The organism is Streptomyces olivochromogenes, assembly GCF_021538895.1.
GTDB lineage: Bacteria > Actinomycetota > Actinomycetes > Streptomycetales > Streptomycetaceae > Streptomyces > Streptomyces olivochromogenes_A.
In genome coordinates this window covers 42,954-54,401 of sequence record NZ_JADDRL010000068.1, presented here as the reverse complement: position 1 = coordinate 54,401, position 11,448 = coordinate 42,954, and the positions used below count along the sequence as shown (strand labels likewise).

The 11,448-nt window shown below is 73.6% G+C and carries 9 protein-coding genes; 6 read left to right on the top strand and 3 right to left on the bottom strand.

Annotated elements, in window-relative coordinates; translation table 11 throughout:
* The first annotated feature begins 101 nt into the window (after positions 1–101).
* From IPZ69_RS29675 to IPZ69_RS29660, 4 genes are all read left to right on the top strand, one after another.
* Positions 102–1,292: a flavin-containing monooxygenase gene (locus tag IPZ69_RS29675; protein WP_235457695.1), complete on the top strand. Its 1,191-nt coding sequence runs from the start codon at positions 102–104 to the stop codon at positions 1,290–1,292.
* 151 nt (positions 1,293–1,443) lie between these two features.
* Positions 1,444–2,952 (top strand): flavin monoamine oxidase family protein, encoded by a 1,509-nt coding sequence (locus IPZ69_RS29670; protein WP_235457694.1) that lies wholly within the window; start codon positions 1,444–1,446, stop codon positions 2,950–2,952.
* Positions 2,953–3,101: 149 nt separating this feature from the next.
* Positions 3,102–5,330 (top strand): acetate--CoA ligase family protein, encoded by a 2,229-nt coding sequence (locus IPZ69_RS29665; protein ID WP_235457693.1) that lies wholly within the window; start codon positions 3,102–3,104, stop codon positions 5,328–5,330.
* A complete protein-coding gene (locus tag IPZ69_RS29660; RefSeq protein WP_374294251.1) occupies positions 5,327–6,142 on the top strand; it encodes an enoyl-CoA hydratase/isomerase family protein in 816 nt (271 codons plus the stop codon). The genes IPZ69_RS29665 and IPZ69_RS29660 overlap by 4 nt, the downstream gene beginning before the upstream one ends.
* A gap of 25 nt (positions 6,143–6,167) precedes the next feature.
* Here the strand turns inward: IPZ69_RS29660 and IPZ69_RS29655 are convergent, their stop codons facing one another.
* Complete coding sequence (locus IPZ69_RS29655; RefSeq protein ID WP_235457691.1) at positions 6,168–7,076, bottom strand: hypothetical protein; 909 nt, start codon at positions 7,074–7,076, stop codon at positions 6,168–6,170.
* A 97-nt stretch (positions 7,077–7,173) separates the two neighbouring features.
* Between IPZ69_RS29655 and IPZ69_RS29650 the strand changes: the two genes are divergently transcribed.
* Positions 7,174–7,776, top strand: a complete 603-nt coding sequence (locus IPZ69_RS29650) for a flavin reductase family protein (RefSeq protein WP_235457690.1) — start codon at positions 7,174–7,176, stop codon at positions 7,774–7,776.
* 9 nt (positions 7,777–7,785) lie between these two features.
* Here the strand turns inward: IPZ69_RS29650 and IPZ69_RS29645 are convergent, their stop codons facing one another.
* A complete protein-coding gene (locus IPZ69_RS29645; RefSeq protein WP_235457688.1) occupies positions 7,786–9,096 on the bottom strand; it encodes an MFS transporter in 1,311 nt (436 codons plus the stop codon).
* Positions 9,097–9,167: 71 nt separating this feature from the next.
* Between IPZ69_RS29645 and IPZ69_RS29640 the strand changes: the two genes are divergently transcribed.
* Positions 9,168–10,190, top strand: a complete 1,023-nt coding sequence (locus IPZ69_RS29640; RefSeq protein ID WP_235457687.1) for a GlxA family transcriptional regulator — start codon at positions 9,168–9,170, stop codon at positions 10,188–10,190.
* Here IPZ69_RS29640 and IPZ69_RS29635 read toward each other — a convergent pair.
* Positions 10,092–11,363 carry an MFS transporter gene (locus tag IPZ69_RS29635; protein ID WP_235457685.1) on the bottom strand — a complete coding sequence of 424 codons (1,272 nt, stop codon included), beginning with the start codon at positions 11,361–11,363 and terminating at the stop codon, positions 10,092–10,094. The genes IPZ69_RS29640 and IPZ69_RS29635 overlap by 99 nt on opposite strands.
* Between the last annotated feature and the right edge of the window lie 85 nt (positions 11,364–11,448).

Genomic DNA, 11,448 nt, shown 5'->3' with positions numbered 1-11,448 from the left:
TCACCGGTCCCCCGCACTCCTCCTACAGGCGTGATCAATCCGCAACCAATTCCGGTCTTGACCGAGACCCATCAACCTGCGATGTGATTACGCTCCCGCTCATGGCCAACTCCCGTATCCCCGCAGGACACCCCGCCGACCGCCCCGTCTACGTCATCGGCGGCGGCCCGGGCGGACTGGCCGTCGCGTACGCGCTGCGGGCCCGGGGCATACGGGCAGTCGTCCTGGAGAAGTCCGACGGGGTCGGCGCCTCCTGGCGACGCCACTACGACCGGCTCCGCCTGCACACCACCCGCCGGCTGTCCGCCCTGCCGGGGCTGCCGATGCCGCGCCGGTTCGGGCGGTGGGTGGCCCGCGACGACGTGGTGCGCTACCTGGAGAAGTACGCCGAGCACCACGAGCTGGAGATCGTCACCGGTGTCGAGGTGTCGCGCGTGGAGCGTACGGACGACGGCACGGGCTGGCTGCTGCACGCCTCCGGCGGGCGCGAGCTGACCGGTGGCGCGGTCGTCGTGGCCACCGGCTTCAACCACACCCCGCGCCTGCCCGACTGGCCGGGCCTGGACGGGTACGGCGGCGAGTTCCTGCACGCCGGCCGGTACCGGAACGCCGAGCCCTACGCCGGGCGGGACGTCCTCGTGGTCGGCGTCGGCAACACGGGCGCCGAGATCGCCGTGGACCTGGTGGAGGGGGGCGCGGCGCGGGTGCGCCTGAGCGTCCGTACGACTCCGCACATCGTGCGCCGGTCCACCGCGGGGTGGGCCTCGCAGTACTCCGCCATGCTGATCCGGCGGCTGCCCGTGGGGCTCGTCGACCGGTTGTGCAGGGCGCAGGCCAGGATCAGTGTGCCGGACCTGTCGGCGCACGGGCTGCCGCGTCCCGACACCGGCCTGTACTCCCGCGCGAAGGCGGGGGCGGTCCCGGTCCTGGACGTCGGTCTGATCGACGCCGTGCGCAAGGGGCGGGTCGAGGTGGTCGCCGCCGTGGACTCCTTCGAGGACGGCAAGGTCGTCCTCGCCGACGGCACCCGCGTCGAACCGGACGCCGTCGTCGCGGCCACCGGCTACGTCCGCGGCCTGGAGGACCTCGTCGGTCACCTGGACGTGCTCGACGGCCGGGGCAGACCGGTCGTGCACGGGGCGCGCAGCCCGCAGAACGCCCCCGGCCTGTACTTCACCGGCTTCACCAACCCCATCAGCGGCATGTTCCGCGAGCTGGCGATCGACGCGGAGAAGATCGCGAAGGCGCTGGCGAAGGGTGCCGGAGAGTCACTGTCCCGACTCCCGGTCTGACGTAGGACACCTCAACTCGCCTACGTGCACATCTCGTTACTTCGGAGTCAGTTGTGGCGCGAGAGCTGTACGGCGCCCTCGTGCGGGGTCAGAATGTGAGCACCGCTCAACTTTCCGGCTCCACCCCCTCTCGCCCCGACGGAGGACGCACGTGGCACGCGAAAGACAGCTCCCCCGGTCTCCCCGGCTCTCCCGGCGCTCCCTGCTCGGCGGCGCGGCCGGGGCCGCCGGCCTCTCCGCCACCGCCGCCACGGCCGCCTCTGCGGCGTCCGCGGCCGCCACCCGCACCGCCGACGTCTGTGTCGTCGGGGGCGGGCTGGCCGGACTCACCGCGGCCCGCGACCTGGTGGCGGGCGGCCGGTCCGTGGTCGTCCTGGAGGCACGGGACCGGGTCGGCGGGCGGGTGGTGAACCTGAAGCTCGCGAACGGCGGCGTCACCGAGGGCGGCGGCGAGTTCATCGGCCCCACCCAGGACCGCCTCAGGGCCCTCGCCGACTCGCTCGGCGTGGCGACGTTCCCGACGTACAACGCGGGCAAGAACCTGCTCTACAAGGACGGGAAGCGGACGCCGTACGCGACGGACGGCATCCTCGGTTCCGTGCCGCCCGTGGACGCGGCCGGACTCGCGAACGCCGCGATCGTGCAGTCCCAGCTCGACGGCATGGCCAAGCAGGTGCCGGTCGACGCGCCCTGGACCGCCGCCAAGGCCGCCGAGTGGGACCGGCAGACCTTCGAGAGCTGGCTGAACGCCCACGCCGTCGTGCCCTCGGCCAAGTTCCTGCTCGACGTGGCCTGTACGTCGATCTTCTCGGCGCAGCCGCGCGAACTCTCCCTCCTGTACGTGCTGTACTACATCGCCGCGGCCGGCAACGAGTCCACGGCCGGCACCCTGGAGCGCCTCACCGACACCGCGAACGGCGCCCAGGACTCCCGCTTCGTCGGCGGCTCCCAGCAGGTGCCGATCAAGCTGGCGGCGACGCTCGGGGACCGGGTGGTGCTGGGCGCGCCGGTGCGGTCCGTCGTACGGTCGGGCGGCGCGTACCTGGTCACCGCGGACGGGATCACCGTGACGGCGAGCCGGGTGGTCGTCGCGGTGCCGCCGCCGCTGGCCGCGCGCATCTCCTACGACCCGCTGCTGCCCGCCACCCGCGACCAGCTGTGCCAGCGGTTGCCGATGGGGTCGGTCGGCAAGGCGATCGCCGTGTACGACACCCCCTTCTGGCGGGCCGACGGCCTGAACGGGCAGGCGGTCAGCGACACCGGTGTCGTCCGGTCGACCTTCGACAACTCGCCGCTCGACGGGTCGTACGGCGCGCTGATGGGCTTCATCGAGGGCGACGAGATGCGGGCGTACGACGCGGCGAGCACGGACGACATCAGGGCCGCCGTGCTGAAGGACTACGCGAACTACTTCGGGGACCGGGCGAAGTCCCCCACCCACTTCGTCGTGCAGCGCTGGGACAACGAGGGCTTCTCGCGGGGCGGCCCGGTCGCGTACGCGCCGCCGGGTGTGCTGACCGGGTACGGGGACGCGCTGCGCGAGCCGGTGGGCGGGATCCACTGGGCCGGTACGGAGACCTCCACGTACTGGAACGGGTACATGGACGGTGCGGTGCGCTCGGGCGAGCGAGTGGCGAAAGAGGTGCTCGCCGCGCTCTGATCCGGCCGCCCGCACCACGGGCGTCCGGCCGCCCCCTTCGCGCCGGGTGCGAACTTTGCCCGCGCAGACCAGTTCCTGACACAGCGTCAGTTCAGTAATCTGACACTGTGTCAGTTAAATGAGCAGTCACACAGGAGCGGGCGGAAACGATGCTTGGATCAACCCACGGCACCCTCACCACCGACTCCCGCCGGGCCCGGGTCATCGCCTGCGGCGAGCAGCACCCCGGGCCCGCCGTCCACGGCCGGGCGGCCGACGTGGACGACCTGGACGTGAGCGGGCGGCCGCTCTACTCGGACGTCCCGGATCTGGAGCGCTTCTTCCGGCCCGGGTCCGTCGCCGTGATCGGCGCCTCGGACACGGAGGGCCGGCCGAACACCGGGATCACCCGGCAACTCCTCGACTGGGCCGCCCGGGTGGGGGCGCGGGTGCACCCCGTGCATCCCACCCGGCCGTCCGTGTTCGGCATCCCCTGCTCCCGTTCGGTCGCCGAACTGCCCGAGCAGATCGACCTCGCCGTACTGCTGGTCGCCGACCCCCTCCCGGTGGTCGAGGAACTCGCCGAGGCCAAGGTGAGGTTCGCCGTCGCCTTCGCCTCCGGGTTCGCGGAGACGGGCGAGGAAGGGGCCGAGGCGCAGGCACGGCTCGCGGCCGCCGTCCGGCGGTCGGGGCTCCGGCTGCTCGGGCCGAACACCAACCTGAACGCCTTCGAGCGGTTCCGGGAGGACCTCCAGGGCCCGGCGATCGCGCTCATCACCCAGTCCGGGCACCAGGGGCGCCCCGTCTTCGCCCTCCAGGAGCTCGGCATCCGGCTCTCCCACTGGGCCCCGACCGGCAACGAGGCCGATCTGGAGACCGCCGACTTCATCTCGTACTTCGCCGAGCGGCCCGAGGTCGGCGCCATCGCCTGCTACGTCGAGGGCCTCAAGGACGGCCGATCCTTCCTGCTCGCCGCCGACCGCGCCGCCCGCCGCCAGGTGCCGGTCGTCGCCGTCAAGGTGGGCCGCACGGAGGTCGGCGCCCGGACCGCCGCCTCGCACACCGGCAAGCTGACCGGGGCCGACGACGTGGTGGACGCGGCGATGCGGCAGTTCGGCGTCGTCCGGGTCGACGGGCTCGACGAACTCCAGGACACCGCCGCCCTGTTGGCGCGGGCCCGGCCGCCGCGCGCCGAGGGCGTGGTCGTCTACTCGATCTCGGGCGGCACGGGCGCGCACGTCGCCGACCTGGCCACCGGGGCGGGCCTGAGGCTCCCGGTCCTGTCCGAGGCCCGGCAGGCCGAGCTGCACCAGTGGATACCCGAGTACCTGAGCGTGGCCAACCCCGTCGACAACGGGGGGCATCCGGTCGGGGACGAACGCGGGCGGAAGATCATCGACTCGATCCTCGACGACCCGGAGGTGGGGGTCCTGATCTGTCCGGTCACCGGCCCCTTCCCGCCGCTGAGCGACCGGCTCGTGCGGGACCTGGTCGACGCGGCGGAGCACACCGACAAGCTGGTATGCGTGGTGTGGGGATCGCCGGTCGGCACCGAGCCGGCGTACCGCGAGGTGCTGCTCGGCTCCTCCCGCGTGGCCACCTTCCGCACCGTCGGCAACTGCCTCACCGCCGTCCGCGCCTACCTCGACCACCACCGCTTCGTCCGCTCCTACCGCTCCCCCTTCGACGAGGCGCCCCGCACCCCCTCCCCGTCGTTCCGCAAGGTCCGGGACCTGATGCGGCCGGGACAGCAGCTGAGCGAGCACGCGGCCAAGCAGCTGCTGCGCGCGTACGGCATCCGGGTGCCCCGTGAGCAGCTGGTCACCAGCGCGGCGGCGGCCGTCCGGGCGGCCGCGCAGGTCGGTTACCCCGTGGTGATGAAGGCGTCCGGTGCGCAGATCGCCCACAAGACCGAGCTGGGCCTGGTGAAGATCGGGCTGACCTCGGCCAGCCAGGTGCGGGACGCCTACCGCGAGCTGACCGACATCGCCCGCTACGAGGGAGTCTGTCTGGACGGCGTCCTGGTGTGCCAGATGGTCGAGCGGGGCGTGGAGATGGTCGTCGGCGCCACGCACGACGCGCTGTTCGGGCCGACCGTGACCGTCGGGCTGGGCGGGGTCCTCGTCGAGGTGCTGCGGGACGCCGCCGTCCGCGTGCCGCCGTTCGGCGAGGAGCAGGCCCGGGACATGCTCGCCGAACTGCGCGGGCGGGCGCTGCTGGACGGGGTGCGCGGGCGGCCGCCCGCCGACGTCGACGGGCTCGTGGAGGTCGTCCTGCGGGTGCAGCGCATGGCGCTGGAACTCGGGGACGACATCGCGGAGCTGGACATCAATCCGCTCATGGTGCTGCCGCGGGGGCAGGGCGCGGTGGCGCTGGACGCGCTGGTGGTGTGCCGGTGACCGCCCAGGTGGTGCAGGTGCGGTTCGAGCGGGTCGCGCACCTGACCCTCAACCGCCCGGAGGCCCTCAACGCCCTGACGCCGGACCAGCGGGAGGAGGTCGTCCGGCTGCTGTCGGAGGCCTCCACCGACCCGGACGTGGGGGCCGTGGTCCTCACGGGGACGGGACGCGGTTTCTGCGCGGGCGCGGATCTGCGGGGCGGCGGTGCCGGTGCCGGGGCCGGTGCCGGGGCCGGTGCCGGGGAGCGGATCCCCGGCGATGTGGCGCGCACGCTGCGGCTGGGTGCCCAGCGGCTGATCGCGGCCGTGCTGGACTGCGAGAAACCGGTGATCGCCGCCGTCAACGGCACGACTGCCGGGCTCGGCGCCCATCTCGCGTTCGCCTGCGATCTCGTACTGGCCGCCGAATCCGCCCGGTTCATCGAGGTGTTCGTACGACGCGGGCTCGTACCGGACGCCGGCGGCGCCTACCTCCTGCCCCGGCTGATCGGCCCGCAGCGGGCCAAGGAGTTGATGTTCTTCGGGGACGCGCTGACCGCGCCGGAGGCGGAGCGGCTGGGCCTCGTCAACCGGGTCGTGCCGGACGGGGAGTTGGACAAGACGGCCCGGGAGTGGGCGACCCGGCTGGCGGCCGGGCCGACCCGGGCGCTCGCCCTGACCAAGCAGCTCGTCAACGCGTCCCTCGACGGCGACCGGGCGTCCGCCTTCGCCGCCGAGGCCGCCGCGCAGGAGATCAACATGACGACCGAGGACGCCCGGGAAGGACTGCGGGCGTTCGTGGAGCGCAGGGAGGCGGAGTTCCGGGGGCGGTGAGCGCGGCGGTCGGGGGCGGTACGGCTCAGCTCCGGGCCGGCCGGAGGATCGTGGGTTCGCCCCCGTCCAGTTCGCCGAAGATCACGAAGAGTTCGGGGGCGTCCACGCTGCCGCCGAAGGACCAGTGGGTCTCGTCTCCGCAGTCCCCCTTCAGACGCAGGCCGATGCCCTCACGGCCGCCGTCGCTCTCGCCGTCCTCGCGGGCCCAGGTGCCGGTGCCGTCGCACCGGACGAACTCCTTTTCCGGCCAGTCGTCGACGGGAGGCTCGGCCGGCAGCCCGGTGGCCTCCGCGTGCCCGTCCGGGCCCAGCCGCAGGACCGCCCCGTGCGGGCCGTGCCACTCCCCCACGAGCCGGGCGGCGCTGAGCTTCGGGGGCTCGTACTGCTTGATCAGGCCGCTCTCGGTGGCCAGCACCCCGCCACCGAAGGCCAGGACGAACAGGCCGGCCGAGCCGAGCGCCGCGCGCCACCAGACACCCCCCGGCAGCCAGCTGCGCCCGCGGACGTAGGCGACGCCGAGCGTGGGCAGGACGCCCAGCGCGGTCAGGACCCCGACCGTCGTGGTGAGCGGCCAGGAGAACGGCAGGGCGGTCACCGTGCCCCAGACGAGAGCCGGAGCGACCGGGGCCACCAGGTGCCAGAGCCAGGAGGGGCCGCCCAGGCGCCGCGTGGCGAGGCGGGCGAGCACCACCGAGGGCAGGGTCAGGACGAACGTCAGCGCCATGCCCACCACGGGCAGCAACAGCGGGACGCCGACCAGGAGGCAGAGCCCGCCGAGGGCACCGCCGTTCCCGGCGCCGTAGTCGTCGCGGCCGAAGCTCTCGATCCACAGCAGCAGCCCGGCCGCCGGAACCTGGGCCCCGCTCAGCGCGGCCGCCGCACTGCGATCGGCGGACGTCCAGTACAGCCCGCCGTCACCGACTCGTTCGCGCATGTTCCCCCACCCCATGGACGCAGCCTACGAAGGTGCCCGCGCCGAGCCTGCCGCCACCCTTCCCATCTGACACACCGTCAGCTTCAATGGAGGGGTGATGGGACACGCAGGGGCGGCGGCCGCCGCCGTCCGGTACCTCAGGTCGGCCCCCGGGCCCGTGGAGACGCTGCCGCGCCCAACGTTGCGGTGCGTCGGCGAGGACGAACGGGCGCCGGTCGCCCAGGACGAGTTCCGGCGCGTGCTCGGGAACTTCGCGACCGGGGTGACCGTGATCACCGCCCCGGCCGCCGAGGGCGAGGACTCCCCGGCCGGCTTCGCCTGCCAGTCCTTCGCCTCCCTCTCCCTCGACCCGCCCCTCGTCATCTTCATGGTGGGCCGTACGTCGACGACCTGGCCACGCATCGCCCGCGCAGGCGTCTTCTGCGTCAACGTCCTGAACGCCGCCCAGGGCGAGCTGTGCCGCGGCTTCGCGGTGAGCGGCGCGGACAAGTTCGCCGGCGTCCCCTACGACGCCGCGCCGGTCTCCGGCTCCCCGCGCCTGACCGGGACCGCCGCCTGGATCGACTGCACGATCCAGGCCGTGCACACCGGCGGCGACCACCTCATCGTGGTCGGCCGGGTGGACGCCCTGGACACGGGCGAGGCCCCCGACGGACCGCTGATGTTCCATCGGGGGAAGTTCAGGCGACTCGACGGGTGACCAAGGGCCTCAGGCCGGCACCACCGCCGCCACGGCCGCCGGTCGGCGCCTGATCACCAGGGCCATCAGGGCGGCCGCCGCGCACAGGGCGCCGGAGGCGTACCAGACCATGTCGTAGGAGCCGAACGCGTCCCGTGCCACGCCGCCGAGGAAGGCGACGAGGGCCGCGCCCACCTGGTGGGAGGCGAGCACCCAGCCGAAGACGATGGCGCTGTCCTCGCCGTACTGCTCCCGGCACAGGGCCAGGGTGGGCGGGACGGTGGCGACCCAGTCGAGGCCGTAGAAGACGATGAAGAAGATCATCGGCGGGTGCACGCTCGGCGCCAGCAGCATGGGCAGGAACAGGAGCGAGATGCCGCGCAGGGCGTAGTAGACGGCGAGCAGACGGCGCGGTTCGAAGCGGTCGGTGAACCAGCCGGAGGCGATCGTGCCGACCACGTCGAACACGCCGATGACCGCGAGCAGCGAGGCCGCCGCCGTGATGGGCATGCCGTGGTCGTGCGCCGCGGGCACGAAGTGGGTCTGGATCAGGCCGTTGGTGGAGGCGCCGCAGATCGCGAAGGTGCCGGCCAGTAGCCAGAAGGGGCCGGTGCGGACGGCGGAGGACAGGACCGTGAGGGCGCGTCGGGCGGCACCGGTGACCGGCTGCGGCTTCGGTACGAACGCGCTCGCGCCGTACGGCTTCACGCCCACGTCGGCCGGGTGGTCGCGCAGCAGCAGCCAGACGAACGGGACGACCGCGAGGGCCGCGAGGGCGACCGTCACGGCGGCCGGACGCCAGTCGTACGTCTCGACCATCCAGGACAGCAGCGGCAGGAAGATCAGCTGGCCGGAGGCGGAGCCGGCGGTGAGGATGCCGCTGACCAGGCCGCGCCGCTCGGTGAACCAGCGGTTGGTGACGGTCGCGGCGAAGGCGAGGGCCATCGAACCGGAGCCCAGTCCGACCAGCAGGCCCCAGCACAGCATCAGCTGCCAGGCCGCCGTCATCCAGACGGTCAGGCCCGAGCCGATCGAGATCACGGTCAGCGCGACCGCGACCACCTTGCGGATGCCGAAGCGGTCCATCAGCGCCGCCGCGAACGGCGCGGTGAGCCCGTACAGCGCGAGGTTGACGGAGACAGCGGCGCCGATGGTGCCGCGCGACCAGCCGAACTCCTGGTGCAGCGGGTCGATGAGCAGGCCGGGCAGCGAGCGGAAGGCCGCCGCGCCGACGATCGTGACGAAGGTGACGGCGGCGACGAACCACGCCCGGTGGATGCGGTTCCGCTTCCTGGCGGGCGGGGCCTGTATGGCGGCTGCGGCTTCGCTTGTCTGGGTCACGACATAAAGCTTCCGTTCCGCGTTCTCCTTCATCGAGTGGCCCGAAGGCCAGCATTGGTTAGGATCGGGCCATGGATCGGACCGCGCTCCACCCGCATCGCGTCGTCGTCCTCGCCCTCGACGGGCTGCTCCCCTTCGAGCTGGGCATCCCGCACCGCATCTTCGGCCGTCCGAAGGACGCCGAGGGACGCCACCTCTACGAGGTCCTCACCTGCTCGATCCGGCCGCCCGGCCCGGTCGAGACGGACGCCGACTTCCACATCCACGTGCCCCACGGCCCGGAGGTCCTGGCCACCGCCGACACGGTCGTCGTCCCGGCGTCGTACGAGCTCGGCCCGGTCTTCGACGAGGGCGTGCTGACCGACGAACTCGCCGCCGCGCTCGCCCACATCCGCCCTGGCACCCGGCTCGCCGCCATCTGCACCGGCGGCTACGTCCTGGCCGCCGCCGGCTACCTGGACGGCCGCCCGGCGGCCACGCACTGGGCCGACGCCGAACGCTTCCAGCGGGTGTTCCCGCGGATCAAGGTGGACGCGGACGTGCTGTTCGTGGACGACGGCGACGTGCTGACCTCGGCGGGCGTCGCCGCCGGGATCGACCTGTGCCTGCACATCGTGCGCCGCGACCACGGCACCGCGATCGCCAACGAGGTGGCCCGCCGCACGGTCGTACCGCCGCACCGCGACGGCGGTCAGGCGCAGTACATCCACCGGCCCGTGCCGGACCCCCAGTTGGCCACCACGACCGCCGCCCGCGCCTGGGCGCTGGGCCGGCTGCACGAGCCGATCCAGCTGCGGGACATGGCCGAGCAGGAGTCCATGTCGGTGCGCACCTTCACCCGCCGTTTCCGCGAGGAGGTCGGCATCAGCCCCGGCCAGTGGCTCACGCAGCAGCGCGTCGAACGCGCCCGGCACCTGCTGGAGTCCACCGACCTCTCCGTCGACCAGGTGGCCCGGGACGCGGGCTTCGGCACGGCCCAGTCGATGCGCCAGCACCTACAGGCGGCGCTCGGGGTCACCCCCACCGCGTACCGGCGGACGTTCCGCTCCGGCGGCGGCGCCGAGCGCTACTGCGGTGTCGGCGTCACCCGCTGAACCGCCCGCGCGTGCCTCGGCACGTCGCTCGCCCCACCAGCCGATCGCCGTGAGCACCAGGGTCAGGGCCACGCCCGCCAGGATCGCCGTCGAGGGGGCGACGACGTCGAGCAGGGCTCCGGCCAGGGAGCCGGTGGCGGCGTAACCCGCGCCGACGGCCGCGTACATGACCGAGTAGCCGGCGGCCAGGGCGCCCGGCGGGAGTGCCTCGCGCAGGGACAGGTTGCGGGTGAGCATGGCGCCCGACTGGAGCAGGCCGGCCACGGCCAGCGCGGCGGCGACCCCAGGGGCTGCGGGTATCAGCGCGAGCAGGATCAGCGCCGCCGACATCCCGCACATCAGCACCAGGCTGCGCGTCCGCAGCCGCCCCGGCCAGGACCGCAGCCCGTACAGGAACGCGCCGACGGCCGAGGTCACCGACATCACCGTGAGCAGCGGGCCGGACCAGCCGACGCCGATGCCGCGCTGCTCCAGCAGGGCGGGCAGGACGAGTTCGGCGAGGGCGAGCAGCGACAGGCTCGCCGCGCCCGTGACATACACCGGCCAGGCGCGGGTCAGGACGCGCAGCCGGGAGGTGCCCTCCTCGTCCTCCCGCGCGTCCGCCGCCCAGCCGGCGGGAAGCAGCCACAGTCCCGCGACCGAGGACGCCATCAGGGCGGCTTCGAGCAGCGGTGGGAGCCACGGTGCGACGCCGAGGGCGAGGCCGGTGACGGCGGCCGGGGACAGGGCCCACACCCCGAAGGTGAGCATCGACTCGAAGGACAGCGCCTGGGTCGCCGCGCGCGCCGGGACCAGCGAGGTGAGCAGGGTGCGCAGTCCGCCGGGGGCCGCGGAGGGGCCGGCGCCCGCGAGGAAGGCGAACGCCGCGAGTATGACGGGGTGTGCGGTGGGCAGCAGGCCGAGGCCGGCGAAGCCGGCGGCTCCGGCGGCGAGGCCCGCGGCCAGGTGGGGGCGGGCGCGGTCGGGCTTCAGACGCATGCCGAGGACGGGGGCGCCGAGGATCTCCCCGATCACGTAGGCGGCGGCGAGGGCCGCGCCCAGGGAGTAGCCGCCGGGGCGTTCCCGGACCAGGAAGACCAGGGCCAGCGGGGCCATGGCCACCGGCATACGGGCACCGATGGCCACGCAGGCCCAGGTCAGGACCTGTTGGGAGGCGACGTCGCGGTAGCTCATGCGATGACGGTAGGGGTCGGCACCGACAGTGGCCGACCGAATTTCCCCCGCCTGTGGACAACTCGGGACGGCCGCCCTCCGCGGC

Excerpts from the sequence above, each read along its gene's own strand:
- IPZ69_RS29640 (WP_235457687.1), top strand. The coding sequence starts at position 9,168 with ATGGATCGGACCGCGCTCCACCCGCATCGCGTCGTCGTCCTCGCCCTC.
- IPZ69_RS29635 (WP_235457685.1), bottom strand. The coding sequence starts at position 11,363 with ATGAGCTACCGCGACGTCGCCTCCCAACAGGTCCTGACCTGGGCCTGC.
- IPZ69_RS29650 (WP_235457690.1), top strand. The coding sequence starts at position 7,174 with ATGGGACACGCAGGGGCGGCGGCCGCCGCCGTCCGGTACCTCAGGTCG.
- IPZ69_RS29675 (WP_235457695.1), top strand. The coding sequence starts at position 102 with ATGGCCAACTCCCGTATCCCCGCAGGACACCCCGCCGACCGCCCCGTC.
- IPZ69_RS29655 (WP_235457691.1), bottom strand. The coding sequence starts at position 7,076 with ATGCGCGAACGAGTCGGTGACGGCGGGCTGTACTGGACGTCCGCCGAT.
- IPZ69_RS29665 (WP_235457693.1), top strand. The coding sequence starts at position 3,102 with ATGCTTGGATCAACCCACGGCACCCTCACCACCGACTCCCGCCGGGCC.